Raw genomic sequence first — 24,243 nt, forward strand, 5'->3', positions numbered from 1 at the left:
GGCTTCGCCCCCTCAGTGGGGTTCGACGTTCTGATCAGTGGGGTTCGACGTTCTGAGAAACCGCGACGGCCGCTGCCCGGCGCGCGCTGTGCTGCTGCGTGCGCCGGGAGCGGCCGTTTCACGTGGAACCTGAGGAGGCTCAGTCCTCGGACTTGGCGGACGGGAGCTTCTGCGAGATCAGGTCCATCACCGTGCTGTCGGCCAGCGTGGTGACGTCGCCGATGCTGCGGTTCTCGGCCACGTCGCGCAGCAGGCGCCGCATGATCTTGCCGGAGCGGGTCTTGGGCAGCTCGGGCACCACCAGGATCTGGCGCGGCTTGGCGATCGGGCCGAGCGTCTTGGCCACGTGGTTGCGCAGCTCGGTCGCGATGTCCTCGCTCTCCTCCGCGCCGCCGCGCAGGATCACGAACGACACGATGGCCTGGCCGGTCACCGGGTCGGTCGCGCCGACCACCGCGGCCTCGGCCACCTTCGGGTGGCTGACCAGCGCGCTCTCCACCTCGGTGGTGGAGATGTTGTGGCCGGAGACGAGCATGACGTCGTCCACGCGGCCCAGCAGCCACAGGTCGCCGTCCTCGTCCTTCTTGGCGCCGTCGCCGGGGAAGTACATGCCTTCGAAGCGGCTCCAGTACGTGTCGATGTAGCGCTGGTCGTCGCCCCAGATCGTACGGAGCATGGACGGCCACGGCTCGCGGACGACGAGGAAGCCGCCGCCGCCGTCCGGCACGCTGTTGCCCTGGTCGTCCACCACGTCGGCGCTGATGCCGGGCAGCGGGCGCATGGCGGCGCCCGGCTTGGCGGCGGTGACGCCGGGCAGCGGGCTGATCATGATGGCGCCGGTCTCGGTCTGCCACCAGGTGTCGACGACGGGGCAGCGGTCGCCGCCGATGTGCTTGCGGTACCAGACGTACGCCTCGGGGTTGATCGGCTCGCCGACCGAGCCCAGGATGCGCAGGCTGGACATGTCGTACTTGGCGGGGATGTCGTCGCCCCACTTCATGAACGTCCTGATCGCCGTCGGCGCCGTGTAGAGGATCGTGATCTTGTACTTCTGCACGATCTCCCAGAACCGGCCGCGGTGCGGGGTGTCCGGCGTGCCCTCGTAGATGACGCTGGTGGCGCCGTTGGCGAGAGGGCCGTACACGATGTAGGAGTGGCCGGTCACCCAGCCGATGTCGGCCGTGCACCAGTAGATGTCGGTCTCCGGCTTGAGGTCGAAGACCGCGTGGTGCGTCCAGGCCGTCTGGGTCAGGTAGCCGCCGGTCGTGTGCAGGATGCCCTTCGGCCGGCCGGTGGTGCCGCTCGTGTAGAGGATGTACAGGGGGTCCTCGGCGTCGTGCGGCTGCGCCTCGTGCTGGTCGCTCTGGCGGTCCACCAGGTCGTGCCACCAGATGTCCTTGTCGGTGGTGGAGATCTCCTGGCCGGTACGCCGTACGACGACGACGTGCTCCACCTGCGGGCACTCGGCGACCGCCTCGTCCACCGTCGGCTTCAGCGCGGACGGCTTGCCCCTGCGGTAGCCGCCGTCGGCCGTGATGACCACCTTGGCGTCGGCGTCGTCGATCCGGCTCTTCAGCGCCGTGGCCGAGAACCCGCCGAACACCACCGAGTGGATCGCCCCGATGCGGGCGCAGGCGAGCATCGCGATGGGCAGCTCGGGGATCATCGGCATGTAGATCGCCACCCGGTCGCCCTTGCCGACGCCCAGCTCTTGCAGCGCGTTCGCGGCCTTGCTGACCTCGCGCTGCAGGTCGCTGTAGGTCAGCGTACGGGTGTCGCCTTCTGGCTCGCCCTCCCAGTAGTAGGCGACCTTGTCCCCGCGCCCCTCCTCGACGTGGCGGTCCACGCAGTTGTAGGCGACGTTCAGCTGACCGCCCACGAACCACTTCGCGAACGGCGCGTTCCACTCAAGAGTCTTGTCCCACTTCTTGGCCCAGGTGAGCCGATCGGCCGCGCGCTCCCAGAACGCGAGACGATCCGCTGCGGCCTCGCCGTACGCGGCTTCGGTCACGTTCGCGGCCGCCGCCAGGTCAGCCGGCGGTTCGAACCGGCGATTCTCCTGCAGCAGGTTGGACAGCGCCTGGGTTTCGTTACCAGCGGTCTCCGGGGCCACCTCGTGCTCCTTCTATGGCCAGAATGGATAGGTTCGTGTCCCACTTCACCAGCTCACGGCCTCCGTACACAAGAGGTCTAGACAGGTCCGTACCGTGCGGCGCGGCGGGTCGGCGGGTTATCTGCGCGCATGACAAACGCTATTGAAACGTTGTCATCCTGAAATCTTCAGAATGCGGGGACCGGGGAATCAACATCCTTTATGGGTCCCCCTTGTGGTGGTTTTCGGGGATCCGGACAACGGTGCGGGCGTGGCGCGGGTAATGCCTGGATCGTCGGTCATGGGCGCTCTGCGGGCGTTTCTCGGGCCCGTTCGACCTTCCCATGGGCCTACCGTACGCAACGGTAGCCACTCCGGTCCGCACCGCCTCGCCCCGCCTTGCTCTGGCCCATGTCCCCACTGAAACCAGGGGAAACCCCCCGTCCGAGGGCCCGCCTGCACATCGTGGTGCGACCCACCCCCGGCTTCCTGCGCACCTGCCTCCCAGCTTCCTGCGCGCCAGCCTCCCAGCTTCCTGCGCGCCAGCCTCCCAGCTTCCTGCGCGCCAGCCTCCCAGCTTCCTGCGCCAGCCTCCCAGCTTCCCGCGCACCTCTGACAAGCGGCGATGCACATGTGCACCGCGAGGCGTGCACCTGCGCGCATGCACGTCTGCATACCCGCCACGCGTCAGTTACACGTCGGCCGGGCGTCGGCTACACGTTCGTGCCCGCGCGCCTGCATGATGTGGCGCCCACCGGTCCGTACGGCTGCACATGAGCACAACGCACCACGCGAGGTCCTGCAGGCCCCTTACTCGCAGGTAAGGTCGGGGACGTGAGTGACCCATTGGCCGTCATCGCCCAGTTCCCCGGCGTGCCCGAGGCGGTGGACGAGGCCCGGCAGGCCGTGGACCGGCTCTACCGGCACCGCGTCCTGCGCCGCGCCAGCCCGGCGGTGTCCGCGGAGTCGTCCCTGCGTGGGGCCCGTGCGTCGGCCGCCATCGAGGGCACGGACGTACCCCTCGACGCCCTGCGCCGCGACGAGGTGCACGACCCGCTGGTCCAGGGGGCGCTGCGCGCGTCGGCCGAGATGGGCCGCCTGGGGCAGACCTGGCGCAAGGCTCCCAGGCAGGTGCTCGCCAGGCTGCACACGGTGGCCGCCGCCGGCCTGACCGACCAGGAGGGCCTGGGACGTCCCCGATCGGTGGACGAGGCCCCGGATCCGCTCTCGCTGGGCCCGGCGCCGGGCGTCGTGGACACGACGGCCCGTATGGAGACCCTGTTCACGCTGCTTGAACGCCCCACGAAGGCCCCCGCGATCGTGCTCGCCGCCGTGGTGCATGGGGAGCTGGCGGTGCTGCGCCCCTTCGGCACGGCCGACGGCGTCGTCGCCCGGGCGGCGGGGAGGCTGACTCTGGTCGAGTACGGCCTGGACCCCAAGTCGCTGGTGGCGGTCGAGGTGGGGCATCTGGAGCTGCCCTACGCGGACGCGCTCAGGGCGTACCTGACGGGCACCAAGGAGGGCGTCGCCGCCTGGGTACAGCACTGTGCCTCTGCGGTAAGCCTGGGCGTTCGCGAGACGACTGCAATCTGTGAGGCCATGCAGCGGGGCTGATCCGGCACCAAGGGGGATCGCACATAGCGGACGGCGTCCCTGTCACGAGACGCCGTCGGCCGTGCATCGCACCGGGTTACCAAGCGTGCACCTTCTTCCGTCGGAGCGGGACAAGCCCGTCACGACGCGCCTCCCGCGGCTGGTCGCGCGTGGGTACCCGGTCGATGCACCCGGACAAGGTGGTCCGTAACACCGTTCTATGTCCAATCCGCGCAGATGGGAAGCCCTGGCCCCAAGACCTTTACTCATCCATGGGTCGCGCCAGCCGTTCGGTCACTCTCCGTGACCATCTTTATGTGATCGTTATGCCAGGACGAAAAAACTTGGCGGAAATTCCAGATTGCTCCTCGACGAAACTCGAGTGGATCGGGCAGCATACGGTGGTATCGCCCGAAACTGGAGCGGTCTTGCTCGGGATGGCTTTGCGAGTCCCTTGCCAGGCTCCGGTCTAGTGATGAAAGCTTTCTTCTGAAACGGGACCGGCTCTACCCCCCCGGAGCCGGACCGATCAGGCGACCCCCGCTCTCCCCCCGGCGGGGGTCGCCCCTTTTCCTCGGGCCTCCTGACGCCTTTCCCGCTGCCTTGCCGCCGCGCGCTGCGCCCCGCTCGCCCGAGCGATGCGGCGCTTCCGCTTTCGCGAGCCGAGCCGTTCTTTCGTACGGAGGGGCGTCCCAGAGCTTTCGTACGGAGGGGCACCCTGGAGCCCCTGAGCCGCCGCGCCAGGACCGACACGGTCCCACGGAGAACACTTCAACCTGCGGGGACCGACACCGTCTTCACGAGCACGAGCACGAGCACCGCCACCACTGCCACCGCGGAGGACCTCCGTGCCGCGGGAACCGCCGTGCCGCGGAGGACCGCCGTGCTGCGGGAACCACCGTGCTGCGGGAACCACCGTGCCGCGGGAACCGCCATGCCCCCGGACACCCCTATGCCTGCGGACACCCGCACGCCCGGACGCATCCACAGGGGACAGACGCATCCACAGGAGAGGGAGACCAGCCAGGCCGCCATCCCCAGAACCCCGTTCGGCCCTACGCAACCCCGCCCCGCTCGACGAAGCTCGGACCTCCCACGACGAGCACCACCCGAGACCACCCGAGCGATCACCCGAGCGATCACCCGAGACAGCCCGAGCGGTCACCCGAGATCGCCTGAGACCACCCGAGGTCGCCCGAGATCGCCCGATGTCGCCCGAGACCACCGAGACCACCTGAAACCACCCGTAAGAACCACCCGTAAGAACCACCCGGGAGGCCGACCCGACCATGCACCGCCCTCTGGTCATCACCGAAGACCACGCCCTGCTCGACGACCTCGTCCGCATAGCGGCCGCCGCCGGAGCCCAGCTGGACGTGGCACACGCCCCAGCCGCCGCCCGCCCGTTCTGGAACCTGGCCCCGCTCATCGCCATCGGCGCGGACCAGGCGGACGCCGTGGCCGCCACCTCACCTCCGTCCCGCGACCAGGTCCTGCTGGTCACCAGAGCCCCGGACGACCCTGACACGTGGCGAAAATGCGTGGCGGTAGGAGCGCAGACCGTCCTCACCCTCCCCGCCGACGAACGCCGCCTCGTCGACCGCCTGGCCGACGCGATGGAGCCCGACCCTCGATCTGGTTCGATCATCTGCGTGATCGGCGGCAGGGGAGGGGCGGGCGCGAGCGTCCTGGCGGCCTGCCTGGCGCTTCGAGCTTCGGGCGACCGCCTCCGTACCCTCCTGATAGACGCCGACCCGCTGGGCGGAGGCATAGACGCCCTCCTGGGCCACGAGGAGGCCAAGGGTTCCCGCTGGGGCGATCTGGTGGCGCGGGAGGGCAGGATCAGCTCCAGCGCCCTCCAGGCGGCGCTCCCATCGTTCGGAGACCTGGCCGTGCTCTCCTTCCACCGGGGCGAGGTCGCCCCGATCCCCGCACAGGCCATGCGCTCGGTCCTGGAAGCGGGCCGGCGGGGGTTCGACGTTGTGGTCGTCGACCTTCCCCGGCACCTCGACCCCGCCGCGACGGAGGCCCTCGCCAGGGCCAAGACCACCCTCGCGGTGGCGCCTGCCGACGTACGCGGCATCCTCTCCACCGTCCAGGTGCTTTCCGAGGTACGCAAGCACACTCTCGACGTCCGCGCCGTCCTGCGCCCCGGTGTGCTGGACGAAGACCTGGCCGTCTCCTCCTTGGGCATCCCCTCCGCCGGCACCCTCGCCGACCAGCCCAGACTCACCGCCACCCTCAATCGGGGCGAGCTCCCCAGACTGGGCCCCCGTACGGTGCTCGGCGCACTGTGCACGTCCCTACTCCGCGACCTACTCCCACCCGCATGAGCACCGCCCCGACCACCGCAGGCCGCCTGAGCACCGCCCCAACTGCTCTCCGCCGCACGAACGCCGCACAGACTGCTCCCGACCACATGAACGCCGACTTGCCCGCACCCGGCCGCATGACCGTTGACCCGACCGCTCCCCGTGGCATGAGTACCGCTCCCACCGCTGGTGGCCGCATGAACGGTGGCCCGGCCGCTCCTGCTGAGTCCGTCTCTCCCGAACTGGTGGAGGCCGTTCGCGTACGCCTGGCCAGGGCAGGCGTCGAGCCGACCGCGGCTCAGGTGGCGGTGGCGCTCAGAGCGGAAAAGGCCGTCTACGGGGACGCCGAGATCCTCGCCGTGGCCCGTGCCCTGTGCGCCGACCTCATCGGCGCCGGCCCTCTGGAGCCGCTGCTGGCCCGACCCGACGTGACGGACGTCCTGGTCAACGGCCCCCGCGAGGTCTGGATCGACGACGGCGCCGGCCTGCACCGCACCGCCATCACGTTCGCCGACGACGGAGCCGTACGCCGCCTCGCCCAGCGCCTCGCCACGGCGGCGGGCAGGCGCCTCGACGACGCCTCCCCGTACGTGGACGCCCGCCTCCCAGGGGGAGTACGCCTCCACGCCGTGCTCCCACCAGTGGCCCCCGGCGGCACCTGCATCAGTTTGCGCCTACCGCCCCGCCGCACCTTCACCCTGTCCGACCTCGTCCAAGCCGGCACCATCACCCCACCCGCCATCCCGATCCTGACCGCCATGGTCACCGCGAGACTCGCCTTCCTCGTCACCGGAGGCACCGGAACCGGCAAAACCACCCTCCTCTCCGCCCTGCTCTCCCTCGCCGACCGGGGCGAACGCCTCCTCCTGGTGGAAGACTCCGCCGAGCTGCGCCCCCTCCACCCCCACGTGGTGCGCCTGGAAACCCGCCCACCCAACCTGGAGGGTGCGGGCGAGGTGGGCCTGCGCGATCTCGTACGGCAAGCGCTCAGAATGCGCCCTGACCGCCTGGTGGTGGGCGAGGTGCGGGGCTCGGAAGTGGTGGATCTCCTGGCCGCGCTCAACACAGGCCACGAGGGCGGCTGCGGCACCCTCCACGCCAACACGGCGGCCGACGTACCGCCCCGCCTCGAAGCCCTAGGCTGTGCGGCCGGCCTGACAAGGGAGGCGGTCCACAGCCAGCTGGCCGCCGCCTTGGACGCTGTCATCCACCTGACCCGTGACCGCCAAGACGGCAGAAGGCGCATAGCCGAAATCTGCCTGCTCACCAGAACCCCCTCGGGCCTGGTCGAATCCATCCCCGCCCTGACCTTCACCGCCCAGGGCACCGCCCACCCCGGCCCCGCCTACGAAGCCCTGGCCACCCGCACCCAAACCCCACAACACCGACCCACCACCACCGCATCAGCAACGCCACAAAGAACTCCGCTATCGCAAGCCACTGCTGGTCAGCCACAACCGGCCTATCCGGCACAAACGCGTGTGACGTCGCGGGAGAACGCATGTCGCCCAGGGGAAGCTGCCGCACGGTCACCAGCCAGGCTCGTACCAGCGGCACCGCTATCAGCTTCACCGGTACCAGCGGCACCGGTGCAGGCCGCACCACCACCTCAGCTCACACGCTGGCAGCCCCCTGCACCACCACCTCAGCCCACGCCCTCGCAGCCCCCTGCACCAGCACCCCAGCTCACGCCCTCGCAGCCCCCTGCACCAGCACCCCAGCCCACGCCCTCGCCGCCCTTTGCACCGCCGCCCCGGACTACGGCCTCACAGCACCCTGCATCACCACCACCACCGGCTTCACCCCCGAAGCGGGCGACCGAACCAGCGCCTACCGCGACCGTGCCTACCGCGATCGCGGCTACCGCACTGTCGGCGCAGACCGTCGCTGTAAGGCGGCCCGGTTCACCACCATCGGCCAACCCACCGAGGCCCGGTGGCCGGACCGACACCGACCGCACCGTTGGGGCAACCCGCTGAAGCAGCGCGGCTCGGCTCCTGAGCCGACCACGTCGCTGACCGCGCAGTTCCGCCGAAACCGGTAATACCGCCGGGGCCCGCTGTCGCACCGGCGCAGTAACCACCACCCGCAGACGACCACCACCCGCAGACGACCACCACCCGCAGACGACCACCACCCGCAGACGACCACTACCCGCGGACGAGCACTACCCGCGGACGAGCACTACCCGCGGACGACCACTACCCGCGGACGACCACTACCCGCGGACGACCGCTACCCGCGGACGACCACCACCCATGGGACGATCTGGAAATCGCCGATGATCAACGCCCTGCTGGCCGCGCTGTCTACAGCCTGTGCACTCTGGCTGTGGACAGCCCCCACCACAGCCACCACTCGCCTGACAAGACTGCTGACCGCGAACCAGCCTGCACACCGCCCCCGACCGTCGCTGTCCAGGCTGTTCGCTCGCCCCAGCCCCACCCGCCGAGCCGAAGCCTGGCGAAAGGCGTGCATCGAACTGTGCCAGGCGTTGTCAGCAGAGCTCTCCGCTGGACGCACCCCGGCAGAGTCGACGACCAGAGCCATAGCCGCAGTGGATGTCCCCGACCCCGACCTCCTCCGCCCTGTCATCGCCGCAGCAAGAGACGGCGGTGACGTCTCAGCAGCCCTCAGAGCGGCCGCTCCACCGCAGGGCGGCGAGGGCCTGCATCAACTGGCAGCGTGCTGGGAGGTCGGTACCACGGTGGGCGCGGGCATGGCCGCCCTCATCGACAGAGTGGCGCAGACCCTACGAGCCGCCCAAGCCCACCGCGAGGATGTGGCCGCTCAACTGGCCGGTCCCCGCACCACGGCCAGGATGCTCGCCATCCTCCCCGCCCTGGGCCTCCTCATGGCCGCCGCGCTCAACATGCATCCGTTGAGCTTCTTGTTCGGCAGCATCCCGGGCCTGATGTGCCTGGTAGCCGGCGTGACCCTGGACGTCTGCGGCCTGTTGTGGACCAACCGCATGGCCACCCAAGCCCAATCCTGACCTCAACCCGTAACACGGAAGCTCAACCCGTAACGCTCAAGCTTGTCCTGAGCCTGCGACGCTCAAGCCTGACCACAGCCGCAACGCCCAAGACTCGACCCCAGCCCTCAACTTCGGAGGTCTGACCCCAGCCCGCGACGTCCAGCCGACCCGACATCTAGCGCAACCTCAGAAGCCTGAAGCCCCAACCTCAATCTCCAGCCCTGCCTAAACCTCGATTCCAGCCCCTGCCCAGACCCGCAACCTGCAGCTCTTGCTCGGACCCCGCGACCTTCACCTCTTGCCGGACCCATGGCCTCCAGCCCTCGCTCGACCCGCGACCTCAAGCTCTCAACCCAGCAGCACAACTCCCAACCGCACACTCCTAGCTCACTTGACCGCTGACTACCGCCCATCCGCCCAACCTGGACCCACCGATGCTTCCTCTGCTGTCAGCCCTGTGTGCCGCCATGTCCGCATGGCTCTGGGTCTCCCCACGGACACCCGCTGAACGCCTCGCCCGCCTACGCCCACAACCGAGCAGCGCCCACCCCGTACCCGAGCAAGACCCCGCCCATCCACCAGCCCCAGACCCCACCTGGTCGGAGCCCACCAAGCGCCGCCTCACGAAGAGAGCGACCCTCCCGGCAGCAGGCACGGGACTGCTCGCCGCAGTCCTGATCGGCGGCATCCCGGGCCTGATGGCCGGCGCACTCATCGCCCCGGCCGTGGCCCTCTACCTACACCGCAAAGCCCCATCCCACTCCAAGGACGATCAGCGCAGGATCACCGCCGACCTCCCCTTCGCCGCCGACCTGATGACGGCCTGCCTCCGAGCAGGACGCCCGGTGAGCGCCGCCACCGAGATCGCCGCGACCGCAATCGGCGGCCCCTTGGGCGAGCGCCTGATGTGGGTCAGCACCCAACTACGCCTGGGCGCCGATCCGGAACCCACCTGGGCCTACCTGGCCAAAGAACCGTCGATGGGCAACCTGTCCAGAGCCATGAGCCGAGCCGCTCAGAGCGGCGCCCCAGTAGCCGACGTACTGACCCGCCTGGCCGACGACGCCAGAGAAGCATCCAGAGCAGCCTCGGTCGCCGCCGCGAGAAAAGTGGGCGTGAAAGCAGTGGCACCGCTGGGCCTGTGCTTCCTACCGGCGTTCGTACTCCTCGGCATCATCCCAGTGGTGGCCGGCCTGGCCTCGACCATCGTCCTGCCGTGAACACGCCAACCGTCCAACCGGCCGGGGGAAGCGAGGTTGAGCGACGGATCGAGCGCCAGCCGGTGGAGCCCGGAGCACAAGCACCAGACAGTCGCCCCAGCAGTGCAGCGCAGAGCTAAGAGTCAGGCAGACCGATCAGCCGTGCACGAAGCGCAGCCACATCCCCATCGGTAAGCCCCGCTGCCCGCAGATGCTTCTCCACATCCAGCCCGTCCAACGCGTCGAGAAGCGCATCCCGAGCAGTAGTGCCCTTACGAGCAAGAATCCGCCGGATCTCCTCAGTTTGATCCGCCATACCAAGGGCCCGGAACAAGGGAGGCAGTCGAGCCGCACTCAACTCATAGTCAGCGGCGATGTCCTCAGGCGCGACTCCGGCCAGCGCCAGCACCAGCATGACGATGAGCCCGGTCCGATCCCGCCCGAGCCCGCAGTGCACCAGCACCCCTCCAGGCCGGGCACGTGCGATGGCCGCGACGGCAGCGGCGCACAGCCGCGCCTTCCGCTCGATGAAGACCCGGTAGTAGAGCGGAGACCCGTCGAGCTCGTTCTCCCAGATCTCGTTCCAGAACGCCGTGTCCGCGGAGTCGTCCAACGGCACATGAACGGTCGTCAGCATCTCGGGCCGAGGATTCAAGTCACCGTGGCGCTCATCCTCGTTCCGCAGATCGACGATGGTCCGAACGCCGTAATCGACGAGAGCCCGCCACCCCTCCGGAGTAAGCCGCTCCGGGTTATCAGACCGAATCAGAGCCCCTGTGCGGATGGCCCCACCGCCACGCACGGCGACCCCGCCAAGGTCCCGTACGTTGAAGCACCCTTCCCATCCGACGTGCCGTCCACCACGCACAGACCCTCCCAGAGGCGAGACCAATGGGGGAGAAGACCGCACTTCGCCCGCCGCTGCCAATCGATGAGACAGAGCCGCCCTCACTTTGGTTCTTCGCCACCTGGACGTTGATCGGCCGCCATGCCACCGAAGCTGATCTCATTGCCTTCGGGGTCTTCGTAGATGACCTTGGTGACGCCGTTCTCGTACGTTTCACGCTTGACGGGCTCGATGCCACGCCGCGCGATCGCCGCCACCCGCTCGCCCAGGTCGTCGGAGAACGACACCACCAGCGCGTTCCCGGCGCGCTCCGGGGCGTGGACGACGTAGACGTACCGATGCTCCGCGAGCTCCCACACCGCCTCGATATCGTTCGGCACGAATGACGGCGGCTCACCGAACAGCCGCTCGTACCACGAGAGCGCCGCGTTGTAGTCGGTAACGGGAATGCCGACGAAGAGGTCCAGCGCCATGTCACCCTCCACGGGGAGTCGAGTGTCGCCGTTGTAGACCCCGGCAACAAGAAAAACTCATCGCCTCCCACACCGCGCCCACCCAGGGCCATACGTCCCCATGCACCAGGAGGCCGGACTTCCCGAGTAGCGCCCGCCAAAGCGATGTACGACACCTCGGGCCACAGGCACCGCAGGCGCGGCATGCCGGCGTCCGTAGTCGTCGGCCTGGCAGTACACCGGCGGGCGCAGCTGTGTGAACCGCTCGTAGGCGGGGCGAATGCGTGGGCAGGGCGAACTCCTGGGACTGGGCGAACTCGTGGGGCGGGCGAACTCGTGGGCGGGCGAAGGAGCGCTGGCCGCCCGCACGGAAGAGCGCATCCTCGCCCGCACCCTATGCCCGGCAGACGAATACGCGTACTCGGCAGATGAGAAGGGCCATCCCCGCGATGCCCATCGTCACGTCGACCACGGTTACCCCCGATGACGATGGCGCCGACCACCGTTACCCCCGATGAGGATCGCGCCGACCACCGTTACCCCCGATGAGGATCGCGCCGACCACCGTCACTCCCGATGACGATGGCGGCGACCACCGTCACTCCCGATGAGGATCGCGACGAACACCGCGACCCCCATGCGGATCGTCACCAGCTTGAGCCGCGTCGCGAACCGCAGCACCGGCGATCCACAGACCTTTACCGTCTGGCGGGCCATCCACAGAACGCCGCTCGGGCCATCGCCCGCCACCCCGCCTCCGCCACCCTTTGAACCCCCGCCGGACAACTCCGGCCCTCAACACCTGGAGGCACGATGCCAAGTCCCGCCACCATGCCAGACGACATCAAAGCCACCCCAGACCACCACAGGCGCACCCCGTCCGCCAGACTCGGGCAAGCGGGTCAAGCCACACAGCACAACACGCGACGAGCCACCCAGCCGCTCAACACCGCGCCGCCCAGCCCAACCCGCACCCACCAAACCGCGTCCTCGACCAGCACTGCGGCACCCCACCCGACAAGCCACCGATCCGCAGCACCTAACCCGCAGAGCAGCGGATCACCCCAACTAACAGAAGCCTCGACGTCCACGCGCACCCGTAGCACCGCCAGACGTTCCTGGCCCAGCGTCGCCCAGTGGCTCCATTACGCGGCCGTCAACCGCGAACGCGGCATGTCCACCGCCGAGTACGCGGTAGGCACGATCGCGGCCTGCGCGTTCGCCGCGCTCCTGTTCAAGGTGGTGAGCAGCTCGGAGGTCCAGGAGATGCTGACGTCGCTGATCAACCGAGCCCTCAACACGGCCAAGGAATGATCCTTCGCCTCGCGCGGACGCGTAGAGGCGCTCGCGGGCAGGCATCGCGGGGTTCGGTCACCGCCGAAACCGCCGCGATGCTGCCCGCCCTCATGGTCGTCCTGGCCGCCGCCCTGTGGGCGATCCAAGCGGTCGGCGTACAGCTCGAATGTGTGGACGCCGCCCGCGCCGCAGCCCGGGCGGCCGCCAGGGGAGAGCCGCTCGATCAGGTCCGTGACTACGTCCGTGCAGCCACAAGACCGAACGCCGAGATAGCCGTTACCCGCGACCCCGACCTCACCAAGGTGCAGGTCACGGTCGAAGTCCGCCCGCCCTGGGCGGGGTCGCTGCCCGCCGTCCAGGTATCAGCCGCCGCCACCGCGGTCACCGAGCCATGACCATCCCTACCGAACCGGAGAAAGCCGAACCGGAGAACCCAGTGACCAATGTCAAGGAACGCGGATCAGCCACCCTCTGGGGTGTGGCCCTCATGGGCCTGCTGATGGCGGTCGCCATGGCGTTCGCCACGGTCGGCTCCGTACGCGTGGCCCAGCACCGCGTCAACAGCGCCGCCGACCTCGGCGCTCTGGCAGCGGCCAAGCTCGCCCTGATCGACCCGGAGGGCGCGTGCGTCCGGGCCACCGAACTCGCCGCCCAGAACGGCGCCAAGCTGACCAAGTGCAAGATCACAGATGACAGAGCCGACGTCTGGACCACCCTGCCCCTGTCACTCCCGCTATTAGGCCAGATAACGCTGAACGGAAGATCCCGAGCCGGCCCAGCACCTCCTACACCCCCGAACAACCCTCACTAGCCAACTCCACCCTCCCGCCCAGAGCCCAGGGACGGGCGCGGGGAGGCCACGAGCCCGCGAAGCACCTTGGCAACGACCCGAAGGGCGTGCCCCTGAACACCAAATTGCGTAGCGACCTGAAAGCCGGCAGGGTCACCAGCCCGCACTGTTGCTCGTCCAGCGAGCCCGCGGAATGACAAGGCAACCCCGACTCAAGTTCACCAAGCCCGTACGAGAGTTCAGCATCGCCGACCCGGAAGTCCATCAGGTTGTGGACGCGACCGTGAGCAAGAAGCGCCGCGGGACCACCAGGCACGGACGTTCCACCGCTGCCAAGAGCCGAGCTCACCCGGCCAGCAGTGTGCTGCGCTACGACGAGCTCCCCGCGTCCACACCCAGCTTTCGGCAGGGCGGGCCGCCGATTTGGTCGGGAGGGGGTGAGCCCATCGGCGCTGCGACGCACCGGGACGCTCCACGACGGTTGGCTGCCCTACACGCCCGGTCGGTGACCGTTGTCTGCCGGGCGGACTGCACTTCCGGTCGTCCCATGGGCGCCCCGAGGGTGCTTGAGCGGCGCGAGGCTCTCGGCGGAGGGAAGCGTCGTGACGGTAGTCGCCAGAGTGGCGGTCACAGGAGCGATCGCAGCCGGTTTCCTCACGTTCGGCGTCCCTGCTCACGCAGCCGTGACGTGCAAGCCCGCAGGCCCACCCAACCTCACCGTGCAAGCAGGGCGCGGCGGGCGGGGCGGCCCTTCCCGGGGAGATCACTTCGCCGCCCGCCGGTGAGGTGGTCACAAGCTCATCGGTGCCGGTCTGCGCGCGGGCCGGACTCATACAGCTGAAGGTGGGTCTGTACGTCGAGGGGCCCTCCACGCCCAGCCAAGTGATCGGCACCGGCGGCGGCAATCAGACGATCTCCGGGACCTTCGATGCCGGCGACACCCCCGCTGGAACCTTCACCGTTCCCCTCAAGGGCGAGATCACCGGCACCACGTACGCCGGCAGCACGTTCACTCTGCGCAGACCCGCCCCGGTGCCGACGGAGGTGAACGTCAGCAGAAAGTGGACGAGGAAAGTCCTCGTGACCTGGCGCAAGGGGCCAGGGCCGGACCTTCCGTCGTACGAGGTGTCCAGCACGCTGTCCGGAGTCAGGGGGCGGTTGCCTGTCGAACGTGCGTGCTCGCTCCGGGGATTCGTACAGGGCAGAGCTGGCGGTGCCGGCCGGGGCGGTGGGCAAGAAGGTCGGGTTCGCGGTCGAAGCGTTCAGGGGCGACGGAAGCGGCGGATCGATCGGGTCGGGGGAGTCGGCGATGGCGTACGTCAGCTTCCCGCCCGCGCCCTCCGCCAAGCCGGCGAAGAAGAGGTCGGCCGACACAGGTGGGCCGCCAATCGCGGAACGACGGACCGACGGAGGTGGACCCGCTGCCCGTGCTGCCGGGAAAGCACAGGCTCAGCCGTCGGACAAGCCGGCGAACCGCGCATCGGCGACGCGCCCCGAAACGCCCGAAGCCGATCGGAACGTGAACCTTCCCCCTCGCTCCGATGTGAGGCGGGGCGGAAAAGACGGCTCGGATGCGGGCACGGGCGAGCCCAGGGGCGGAGCGGATTCCGCTGCGGGGCGGAGCGACGGAATGAACGCCGCGTCGGGTGAGTCCTCGCTCGGAAGCGTCGGTCGGTACGGGCTGTACGTTGCGGTCGGCGTCGCCTTGGCACTGCTGGGGCGCATGCAGGTGCCTGGGCTCGACGGCGCTCTCTGGCTGCGGGGGTGATGGGTGGCCGTCACGAGTCCTCATCGGCAGCGCGGACGGCAGGGCCAGATGGTTCTGCAGTGCGGACGGCAGCGTCAGATCGTTCGGCAGGGCCGAATGGTTCTGCAGTGCGGACGGCAGCGTCAGATCGTTCGGCAGGGCCAGATGGTTCTGCAGTGCGGATGGCAGCGTCAGATCGTTCGGCAGGGTCAAATGGTTCGGCGGTGCGGGCGGCGGGGCCAGATGGTTCGGGGCAGGTGGTTCAGGGGCAGGTGGTTCGGCATAGGGGTTTCTTGCCGCCTGTGTCCGATTCTCTAGAGGACAGTGCATTCTGGGCGTTTTCCTCGGGAGAAAGTCGATGTATCCGGCGAGGTTGACCACGGCGGCTATAAGGGCGGAGGGCAAGGAGGGGTGGGCACTAGCCGCTTTCCGGAAAGATACGAAGGGTCGGGGAGAGCAGGGAAAGGGGTATTCCTGCTGATGGGGAGTGAGGCTTTGCGGTGAGTTGTTCGGTGCAAGCGTCAGGTAGGTGCTGTAGTCGTCATGGCCCTGAGGGCGCGGTCCTCGCACCCGTTGTTCAAGGCGGTGCACAGCGGTGGCGTTGACGTGAGCGCGCTGAAGCTGGTGCACCGGAGGGCCTGGAAAGTGGTGCACCTTAGGGCATGGCCCTAAGGTGTCGTCGTCCTCTGTGCCCTGCGTCGCGGGCTGCGGTCCCTCATGACCCATGGCGAGACGGCGCTTTTGTCGCCGACCCAAAGCAATAAGGAAAGTCAGGCATCGGACGCATCTGCGTCAAGACCGTCCTCACGCACCTGGACATGTCACGCGAGCTGCGCCACTGGTCCGGCCGCGAGAAGGATGTCCTGGTCTATGAAATGGGCAGTTCAGCGGTGAGCTGAAATGTCCAGCACCGGTGCTGGTGGAGGGGTGGGTTGGCATAGAGTTTAGGGCACGGGGCAGGGTGTTGTGGCGAGATTCAGTGAGCTACTTCTTATCGGGATTTCTTTTTCGATCATTGTGGGGATAGCAGGATGTTGAGGAGGCGGATTGCGCCTCTTTTGTCCAAGGGTTCGTTGCCATTGCCGCATTTCGGGGATTGGATGCAGGAAGGGCAGCCGCGTTCGCATTCGCAGGACAGGATGGCTTCGCGGGTGGCGGTGAGCCAGTCGGTGGCGCGGGCGTAGCCGCGTTCCGCGAAGCCGGCGCCACCCTCGTGGCCGTCGTACACGAAGACGGTGAGCAAGCCCGTGTCGGCGTGCAGTTCGGTGGAGACGCCGCCGATGTCCCAGCGGTCGCAGGTCGCGAACAACGGGAGCAAGCCGATGGAGGCGTGTTCGGCGGCGTGGGCGGCGCCGCCGAGATCGATGCCGGCCTCGGCTAGCGGGGCCACGGCCGAGGCGGGCAGCGTCCACCAGACGGCGCGGGTCCGGAGCGTACGGGGCGGCAGCTCCAAGGGCTCGTCGCCGAGTGATTCGCCAGATTGGAGGCGCCTCTTCAGGTAGGAGACGACTTGCCGGGTCACCTCCACCTCGCCGAAGTGGAGGGTGCCGGTGCCGAGAGGTTGGGAGCGTTCTGTGGAAAGGATGGAGATGTCGGTGATGTCGCGGGCGAAGGTCGTGTAGTCCGGGTTGGCGCTGGAGACCAGGGCCACTCCGGCCTCCAGGTCCAGGAGCTCCACCAGGAAGGTCTCGCCCTGGTGCAGGTAGATCGCGCCCGTGTGCACGGTGGTGTGCGCGGAGGGCTCGTCCACGCTGCCCAGGAGACGGCCTGTGGACGACTCCACGACCTGGATCGGGTTTCCTCCACCGCCTCGGATGTCGGCGAGGTCCGTGGCCCGCTCGCGCTTGGTCCAGAACCATCCCGCCGGACGCTTCCTGAGCATGCCCTCCGCCACCAGGTCCTCAAGGACCTTGGCGGTGGTGGGGCCGAAGATGGGCAGGTCGTCCTCGGTCAGCGGGATCTCGGCCGCGGCTGCGCAGAGGTGAGGGCCCAGGACGTACGGGTTGTCGGGGTCGAGGACGATCGCCTCCACCGGGCGGCCGAACAGCGCCTCCGGGTGGTGCACGAGGTAGGTGTCCAGCGGATCGTCCCGGGCGATCAGTACGGCCAGCGCGTCCTGGCCGTCGCGGCCCGCCCTGCCTGCCTGCTGCCAGAACGAGGCGCGGGTGTCCGGCCAGCCGGCGATCAGTACGGCGTCGAGGCCTGAGACGTCCACGCCGAGCTCGAGGGCGTTGGTGGTGGCCAGGCCCATGATCGTGCCTTCGCGGAGTGCCTTCTCCAGGAGGCGGCGGTCCTCGGCGAGGTAGCCGGCCCGGTAGGCGGCGATCTTGTTGGGGAGGTCGGCGAGGTCGTTGAAGTCCGTCTCGGCCTGCTCCGGGATCGCCCAGGTGAGGGACGACGGCGGTTGCCCCGGCTGCGTGGAGGGTTGATCCCCGCGCTCGCGGGGGCGGCCTGGATGCGCGTCTGCGGTCGTCTCAGGGTCTGAAGGGGTGCCCGGGTCCGCGGTGGCGCTCACGTCTGCGGGTGGCTCAGGGGGCAGGGCGGCCCCCGTGTACGTGGCCTCCGCATGCGTGGCCAGTGCGGGTGTGTCCGGGGTTGAACCGGTCCTCGGGTCTGTGGGTGGTGCAGGGGTGGGGGTGGTCTGTGCGTGCGTGGCCGTCGTTGGGTGTGCGGGTGTGTCCGGGGTCGGACCGGTTTTCTCGTCTGTGGGTGGTGCAGGGGTCGGGGTGACCTGTGCGTGTGTGGCCGTCGTTGCGTCTTCGGGTGCGTTCGTGGTCGGCCCGGTCTTCGGGTCTGTGGTTGGTGCAGGGGTGGGGGTGGTCTGTGCGTGTGTGGTCGTCGTTGGGTGTGCGGGTGGGTTCGCGGTTGAACCGGTCTTCGCGTCTGTGGCCGGCCCAGTGTGGGTCGGGGTGTAGGGGAGGGAGAAGGCTACGTCGGCCAGCTTGGCGCGGGCGGTCAGGGCGACGGTTTCCGCGCCTCGGCGTGAGCGGACGAAGGCGAGCGTGCGTACGTCGGCCAGGACGAGGTCCGCCAGCAGGTCGGCGGCCTCCGCCGTGGCCGTCCGGCGTACGGGAGCGCCTCCCTCGCCCCGGAGCTCGGTCAGAGGCGGCTCCCAGAGCGCGAAGGTGGTGGCGCCCTTGGGGGAGGCGTCCACGGTCACCTCGTCCATCTCGAGGCCCGTCAGCCTCCTGCCGAAGACGCCGGGCTCGCTGGCGGTCGCCGAGGCGAGGATGAAGGTGGGGTGCGAGTGGTAGCGGGCGCAGGCGCGGCGGAGGCGGCGCAGGATCTGGGCGACGTGGGAGCCGAAGACGCCGCGGTAGCCGTGGCACTCGTCCACGACGACCAGGCGCAGGCGGCGGAAGAACGACGACCACTGCGAGTGCCGGGGCAGGATGCTGCGGTGCAGCATGTCGGGGTTGGTCAGCACGTAGTTGGCGTGCTGGCGTACCCAGGTGCGTTCCTCGAACGGGGTGTCGCCGTCGAAGGTGGCCGCGCGAAGTTGCGTGATGCGCAGCTCGCGCAGGCTGCGGAGCTGGTCGGCGGCAAGGGCCTTGGTGGGGGTCAGGTAGAGGACCGTGCCGCCGTCGAGGCAGGCGGCCACGGCCGGGGTGAGGTACGCGAGCGACTTGCCCGACGCCGTACCCGTGGAGATGATCACGTTTCGGCCACGGAATGCCAGGTCGGCGGCCTCGTACTGGTGGGGCCAGAGTCCTGTCACCCCGCGGTTCGCCAAGCGCGTAACGAGGACTTCCGGAGCCCAGTCCGGCCAGCGCACTTGACCCGCCTGACGTGCGGGAACATGCTCCACATGGGTGACACGCTCACGACGCGAGGGCACTCCTAGAAGGTGGCGGAGGAGTGATGCCGTCTGTTCTGGGGAGGATCCGGTGGAAGTCACTGTTTCCAGTCTTGCATCCGTGGGCAAAGTCGCCGGGAATCGTGATTTCGTATAGACACAAGCCAGGCGCGTGGTTGAATGCCGCGCGTCAGGGTCGGACAGTCTGGGGCTACGCTCCAGATTGCCAGGCCGGCAAGAGTACTTTCGCAGGCGAGGCGCTGGAGGATCTGTGGATCTGAAGTTGGATCACCGCACCGAGGACCGACTCACCATCGTCGAGGTCGAGGGTGAGATCGATGTCTACACGGCGCCGAGATTGCGTGAGCTCCTCATCGATCTGGTCAACAAGGGCAACTTCCACCTTCTTGTCAACATGGAGAAGGTCGACTTCCTCGACTCCACGGGCCTCGGTGTCCTGGTCGGGGGGCTCAAGCGGGTTCGCGCGCATGACGGCTCGCTCGAGCTGGTCTGCACGCAGGAGCGCATCCTCAAGATCTTCCGGATCACCGGTCTGACCAAGGTCTTCGGGATCTACGCTTCGGTCGACGAGGCCAAGGAAGCTCACGGCAAAGACAAGTAGCATGGCTACCGTCGAGCTCACGTTCAGCGCTCTCCCCGCACACGTGCGCACCGCACGGCTGGTCGCGACGGCGATCGCCCGCCGCACCGGTGTGGACGAGTCGATGCTGGACGAAGTCCGGCTCGCCGTGGGTGAGGCGTGCTCCCGGGCAGTCGAGGCGCATCGAGCGCACTGTCCGGGCGAGCCCATCCGCATCGAGCTACGTGACGATTCAGGGCGTTTCGAAGTCACGGTCAGTGATTCGGCCCCCAGCGAGGAGATCGAGCAGGAACAACCGCTCGATCTGGGCATGCTCTCCGACTCGTTCATGTCGAACCTCGGTATCGCGGTCATCGAAGGGTTGGCCGATGATGTCGAGGTCTATCCCACCCCAAAGGGGACGAACATCCGGATGAGCTGGCCGGCCGCCGTCAACACCGGAACCGGCACCGGCACCGCCGCCTTCTGACCCAGGTTCAGGTCACGCAGTTCGCCCTAGGGTGCAGTTCGCCTCGTTCGCCTTGAGGTTCGGGTTCGTGTCGGTGCTCAGGGTCTGAGTGCCCGGTTCTGCGTCCCGATGCTCAGGGTCTGAGTGCCCGGTTCTGCGTGTTGGTGCTAAGTGTCTGAGAGCGCGGTTCTGCGTCTTCGTGCTCAGCGTCTGAGTGCACGTTCTGCTTTGGGCGGCTGAGGGCGTGGTTCTGCGTTGCGGCGTCTGAGGTTCGGTTCCCTGCGCGGCCTCTGAGGGCTGCGGGGCATAGGGGGTTGGTTGGTTCGGTCAGGAGCGGGCGTTCGGCTCCTCTGAGGGCGCTTTGGGGGCCTCTGGTAGGGCATTCTCGGGCTCTCTAGGGGCTTTCCGGTTGTAGTTGGGCTCTTGATTTCTCCTGGCGAAGCTCGCGAGGTTTCTCGTGGCGGCCGCTGGTGGCTGTCCGTGGCGGGGACCTGCGGTAGGGCGGTTCGGAGGTTGCGTGTGGGTGAGCGTCTGTGATGGAGGCGGCGGCTTACCAGGGGCTGCTGTGGTGGACGGTTGCGGTACGTCCGCGTTCGGGGTTGGTCGAGGCTGAGGGCTGATCGTGATGCGGCGGCCGGGATGACCAGTGGGTGCGTGGGTGCGGGCTTGGGACCGGCGACCGGCGCATGAGCGCGGGCGTGGCGATGGCGTGAGAGAAGGAGCGCCTGGTCATGGCGTGAGAGAGGGAGCGGGCCTGACCGTGGCGTGAGCGTGAGTGGCTGGGGCGTGGTGTGAGCGTGAGTGGGGCCGGATAATCGCGTGAGCGCGAGCGTCGGAGGGGGCCTGGCACGGAGGGCGGCTCGGGCGGTGGCCCGGTTCGTTCGTACGTGGTGGCGCCGTGACGCCCATCGTCCCGATTGACGGTCGAACGGGTGGGTGCCGTCGTGCGTAGTCACGAGTGAGGGGCTGCGCGGGCTTTTGGGCGGTGGCCGGGAGCGGGCCACCGCGCGGCGGGGGCGGGGCGCGGACGGCGAGCGGGAAGGGCCAGGGCGCGTACCGGGACGCCGCAGGGACGGGCGGAGGCGGCCGCAACGCGGTCGCCGACAGGCCCCGGAGCGGGGCGCGCGAAGCTCGGGAAGGCCGAAAAATACGGGGTTCCGGGCCGCCCGAAATCATGGCTTGCAGTGACCGTAAAACCTTGGAAATTTATCCTGTCAGATCCCAAACCCGGGCACTGTCAGGGGATTACCAGACACTCGCACAATTAGCGAGCCTCAGAGCCTTCATATCCGCCGACTGCCTGCGTAGACTCCCGGCACCGGCCAAGGTGATCCGGCGGAACGCGGATTCAACCGGAAGCGGCACCCACAACCCGGACGGTGCCGCGAACACCCGCCGAGGAAAACTGCAGCACCGCCCGGGCAGGACGACCGGTCTTGCCGAGGAGAACGATGAGCAGGCACATGCTGGCACTGGAGCCAGCGTCCAATCTGGTTCTGAGCGGAAACAATCTCACCATCGTGATCGTGGTCGCCGCGGTCGCACTCATCGCGCTAGCCGTCGCCGGTGGCCTGGTGCGCGAAGTGCTGTCCAGCGGCCAGGGCACCGAACGAATGCAGAACATCGCCCGCGCCGTCCAGGAGGGCGCCGCGGCCTACCTCGCCCGTCAGTTCCGCACGTTGGCGATCTTCGTCATCGTGATCCCCTTCCTGCTTCTCCTGCTACCGGGAGAGATGGACGTACGCATCGGCCGCTCCATCTTCTTCGTGGTCGGGGCGGTCTTCTCCGCGCTGACCGGGTTCATGGGCATGTGGCTGGCGGTACGCGGAAACGTACGCGTCGCCGCAGCCGCCAAGGAGGCGGGCGAGAAGCGGGCCATGCGCATCGCCTTCCGCACCGGCGGCGTGGCCGGCATGTTCACCGTGGGTCTCGGCCTGCTGGGCGCGGCGGTCGTGGTGTTCATCTACCAGGGCGACGCGCCCGGCGTGCTGGAGGGCTTCGGCTTCGGCGCGGCGCTGCTGGCGATGTTCATGCGAGTCGGCGGCGGCATCTTCACCAAGGCCGCAGACGTCGGCGCCGACCTGGTCGGCAAGGTCGAGCAGGGCATCCCTGAAGACGACCCGCGCAACGCCGCGACGATCGCCGACAACGTGGGCGACAACGTCGGCGACTGCGCCGGCATGGCGGCCGACCTGTTCGAGTCGTACGCGGTCATGCTGGTCGCGAGCCTGATCCTGGGCCGGGTGGCGTTCGGCGAGGAGGGTCTGGTCTTCCCCCTCATCGTCCCGATGATCGGTGTGATCACGGCGATCATCGGCATCTTCGTCACCGGCCTGCGCGACCGCGACCGCAACGGCATGGCGGCGATCAACCGCAGCTTCTTCATCTCCGCCGGCATCTCGGCGGTGCTCGTGACGGCTGCGGCGTTCTGGTACCTGCCGAGCAGCTTCTCCGGCCTGAGCGGCTCCGCCGTGCAGTCCGACGCCGACCCGCGGCTCATCGCGATCGGCGCGGTGCTGATCGGCCTGGTGCTGGCCAGCGCGATCCAGCTGCTCACCGGCTACTTCACCGAGACCAACCGGCGCCCGGTCAAGGAGATCGGCGAGAGCTCGGTCACCGGCCCCGCCACCGTCATCCTGGCGGGCATCAGCGTCGGCCTGGAGTCGGCGGTGTACTCCGCGCTGATCATCGGCGGCGCCGTCTACGGCGCGTTCCTGCTCGGCTTCGGGAACGTGACGATCGCGCTGTTCGCGGTGGCCCTCGCGGGCACCGGCCTGCTGACCACGGTCGGCGTCATCGTCTCGATGGACACCTTCGGCCCGGTCTCCGACAACGCGCAGGGCATCGCGGAGATGTCCGGCGACGTCGAGGGCGAGGGCGCGCGGGTGCTGACCAGCCTCGACGCGGTCGGCAACACCACGAAGGCGATCACCAAGGGCATCGCCATCGCCACGGCGGTGCTGGCGGCGACCGCGCTGTTCGGCGCGTTCCGTACGGCGGTGGAGACCGAGCTGACCGCGGCCACGGCGGCGGTCAAGAACGCGCTGGGCACGTTCTCGACCTTCAGCCTCAGCATCGACCAGCCGAACGTGCTCGTCGGCCTGGTCATCGGCGCCGCGGTGGTGTTCCTGTTCTCGGGCCTCGCCATCATGGCGGTCGGCCGGGCCGCGATGCGGGTGGTCTTCGAGGTGCGCGACCAGTTCCGTAACAAGCCCGGCATCATGGACGGCACCGAGAAGCCCGAGTACGGCCGCGTCGTGGACATCTGCACCCGCGACTCGCTGCGCGAGCTGGCCACCCCGGGTCTGCTGGCGGTCATGACGCCGATCGCGGTCGGGTTCGCGCTGGGGTACGCGCCGCTCGGCGCCTTCCTGGCCGGTGCGATCGCGGCCGGCACGCTGATGGCGGTCTTCCTCGCCAACTCCGGTGGCGCCTGGGACAACGCCAAGAAGCTCGTCGAGGACGGCCACCACGGCGGCAAGGGCTCCGAGGCGCACGCCGCCACCGTCATCGGCGACACGGTCGGCGACCCGTTCAAGGACACCGCCGGCCCTGCCATCAACCCGCTGATCAAGGTGATGAACCTGGTGGCGCTGCTGGTGGCGCCGGCCGTGGTGCTGTACGCGGGCAACCCGGCCCTCCGCATCGGCATCACCGTGATCGCGGTGGCGGTCGTGGTGGGCGCGATCATCGTGTCCAAGCGCCGGTCGGCGGCCGTCGCGCCGGCGAACGACAACAACCGGGAGCACGAGCCGGTCGCCTCGTGACGCATCCGGTGGCAGACGCCCGTCCCCGTGGCTCGGGGGCGGGCGTCCTTTTGTGGGGGTGGGGGTGGAGCACGGACTCGCCGGTGGGTGTGGTGACGCGTAGGTGTGGGGTGAGGGGCGGACGGTTCCGGGAGTGGCGGGCGGGTGTCCTTTTGCGGGTCCGTACGCCGGACAGGCGGGGAAGGGACCCAAGGGCGGCGGTGGGAAACTGGGCGCGTGAAGGATGACAAGCAGCAGCCCAACGGCGGCAGGGCCCTGGGCTTGATCCTGCTGGCCATGGTCGCCATCCTGGCCGTGATCGTGGGCCTGGCGGTCTGGGCGTCGAG

At 68.8% G+C, this 24,243-nt stretch carries 15 protein-coding genes and 1 pseudogene; 11 read left to right on the forward strand and 5 right to left on the reverse strand.

From position 1 onward, the window contains the following. Positions 1 to 139 precede the first annotated feature (139 nt). Positions 140 to 2,113: an acetate--CoA ligase gene (gene acs / locus ACFMQL_RS15260; protein ID WP_364062074.1), complete on the reverse strand. Its 1,974-nt coding sequence runs from the start codon at positions 2,111 to 2,113 to the stop codon at positions 140 to 142. 813 nt (positions 2,114 to 2,926) lie between these two features. Here acs and ACFMQL_RS15265 point away from each other — a divergent pair. The 5 genes and pseudogenes from ACFMQL_RS15265 to ACFMQL_RS15285 all read left to right on the forward strand — a co-directional run bounded on the left by ACFMQL_RS15265 (position 2,927) and on the right by ACFMQL_RS15285 (position 10,194). Beyond that, positions 2,927 to 3,706 (forward strand): oxidoreductase, encoded by a 780-nt coding sequence (locus tag ACFMQL_RS15265; protein WP_364062077.1) that lies wholly within the window; start codon positions 2,927 to 2,929, stop codon positions 3,704 to 3,706. A gap of 1,268 nt (positions 3,707 to 4,974) precedes the next feature. Further along, positions 4,975 to 6,018, forward strand: coding sequence for a septum site-determining protein Ssd (gene ssd / locus ACFMQL_RS15270; RefSeq protein WP_364062080.1), 1,044 nt, complete (start codon positions 4,975 to 4,977; stop codon positions 6,016 to 6,018). 176 nt (positions 6,019 to 6,194) lie between these two features. Beyond that, positions 6,195 to 7,376: pseudogene (locus ACFMQL_RS15275) on the forward strand (TadA family conjugal transfer-associated ATPase); the annotation flags it as partial. Between the two features lie 902 nt (positions 7,377 to 8,278). Next, entirely contained in the window at positions 8,279 to 8,992 is a 714-nt protein-coding gene (locus ACFMQL_RS15280; protein WP_378785939.1) for a type II secretion system F family protein, read from the forward strand. A gap of 680 nt (positions 8,993 to 9,672) precedes the next feature. Further along, positions 9,673 to 10,194 carry a type II secretion system F family protein gene (locus ACFMQL_RS15285; RefSeq protein WP_378785940.1) on the forward strand — a complete coding sequence of 174 codons (522 nt, stop codon included), beginning with the start codon at positions 9,673 to 9,675 and terminating at the stop codon, positions 10,192 to 10,194. 115 nt (positions 10,195 to 10,309) lie between these two features. On the opposite strand, the gene ACFMQL_RS15290 is transcribed toward ACFMQL_RS15285, so the two are convergent. From ACFMQL_RS15290 to ACFMQL_RS15300, 3 genes are all read right to left on the reverse strand, one after another. After that, positions 10,310 to 11,125 (reverse strand): tyrosine-protein phosphatase, encoded by an 816-nt coding sequence (locus tag ACFMQL_RS15290; RefSeq protein WP_378785941.1) that lies wholly within the window; start codon positions 11,123 to 11,125, stop codon positions 10,310 to 10,312. Continuing rightward, positions 11,122 to 11,493: a VOC family protein gene (locus ACFMQL_RS15295; protein WP_364062092.1), complete on the reverse strand. Its 372-nt coding sequence runs from the start codon at positions 11,491 to 11,493 to the stop codon at positions 11,122 to 11,124. The genes ACFMQL_RS15290 and ACFMQL_RS15295 overlap by 4 nt, the downstream gene beginning before the upstream one ends. Positions 11,494 to 12,039: 546 nt before the next feature. Further along, entirely contained in the window at positions 12,040 to 12,222 is a 183-nt protein-coding gene (locus tag ACFMQL_RS15300) for a hypothetical protein (RefSeq protein ID WP_378785942.1), read from the reverse strand. Positions 12,223 to 12,303: 81 nt separating this feature from the next. Here ACFMQL_RS15300 and ACFMQL_RS15305 point away from each other — a divergent pair, with 81 nt between their 5' ends. The 3 genes from ACFMQL_RS15305 to ACFMQL_RS15315 all read left to right on the forward strand — a co-directional run bounded on the left by ACFMQL_RS15305 (position 12,304) and on the right by ACFMQL_RS15315 (position 13,579). Then, entirely contained in the window at positions 12,304 to 12,786 is a 483-nt protein-coding gene (locus ACFMQL_RS15305) for a DUF4244 domain-containing protein (RefSeq protein WP_364062098.1), read from the forward strand. 77 nt (positions 12,787 to 12,863) lie between these two features. Next, positions 12,864 to 13,163 (forward strand): TadE family type IV pilus minor pilin, encoded by a 300-nt coding sequence (locus tag ACFMQL_RS15310; RefSeq protein ID WP_378785943.1) that lies wholly within the window; start codon positions 12,864 to 12,866, stop codon positions 13,161 to 13,163. Beyond that, entirely contained in the window at positions 13,160 to 13,579 is a 420-nt protein-coding gene (locus ACFMQL_RS15315) for an Rv3654c family TadE-like protein (protein ID WP_364062104.1), read from the forward strand. Before ACFMQL_RS15310 ends, ACFMQL_RS15315 begins: the two co-directional genes overlap by 4 nt. A gap of 2,738 nt (positions 13,580 to 16,317) precedes the next feature. On the opposite strand, the gene ACFMQL_RS15320 is transcribed toward ACFMQL_RS15315, so the two are convergent. Further along, positions 16,318 to 18,963, reverse strand: a complete 2,646-nt coding sequence (locus ACFMQL_RS15320) for a DEAD/DEAH box helicase (protein WP_378785944.1) — start codon at positions 18,961 to 18,963, stop codon at positions 16,318 to 16,320. A gap of 409 nt (positions 18,964 to 19,372) precedes the next feature. Here ACFMQL_RS15320 and ACFMQL_RS15325 point away from each other — a divergent pair, with 409 nt between their 5' ends. From ACFMQL_RS15325 to ACFMQL_RS15335, 3 genes are all read left to right on the forward strand, one after another. Continuing rightward, the gene (locus tag ACFMQL_RS15325; protein ID WP_043629845.1) at positions 19,373 to 19,723 is read left to right on the forward strand and encodes an STAS domain-containing protein; all 351 of its coding nucleotides are present in this window, start codon (positions 19,373 to 19,375) and stop codon (positions 19,721 to 19,723) included. A 1-nt stretch (position 19,724) separates the two neighbouring features. Continuing rightward, positions 19,725 to 20,171 (forward strand): ATP-binding protein, encoded by a 447-nt coding sequence (locus tag ACFMQL_RS15330; protein WP_378785945.1) that lies wholly within the window; start codon positions 19,725 to 19,727, stop codon positions 20,169 to 20,171. A gap of 1,430 nt (positions 20,172 to 21,601) precedes the next feature. Continuing rightward, on the forward strand, positions 21,602 to 23,917 hold the full coding sequence (locus tag ACFMQL_RS15335; RefSeq protein ID WP_378785946.1) for a sodium-translocating pyrophosphatase: 2,316 nt from the start codon (positions 21,602 to 21,604) through the stop codon (positions 23,915 to 23,917). Positions 23,918 to 24,243 lie beyond the last annotated feature (326 nt).

Origin of the sequence: Nonomuraea fastidiosa, assembly GCF_042751225.1 — a bacterium.
In the GTDB taxonomy this organism is placed as follows: Bacteria; Actinomycetota; Actinomycetes; order Streptosporangiales; family Streptosporangiaceae; genus Nonomuraea; species Nonomuraea fastidiosa.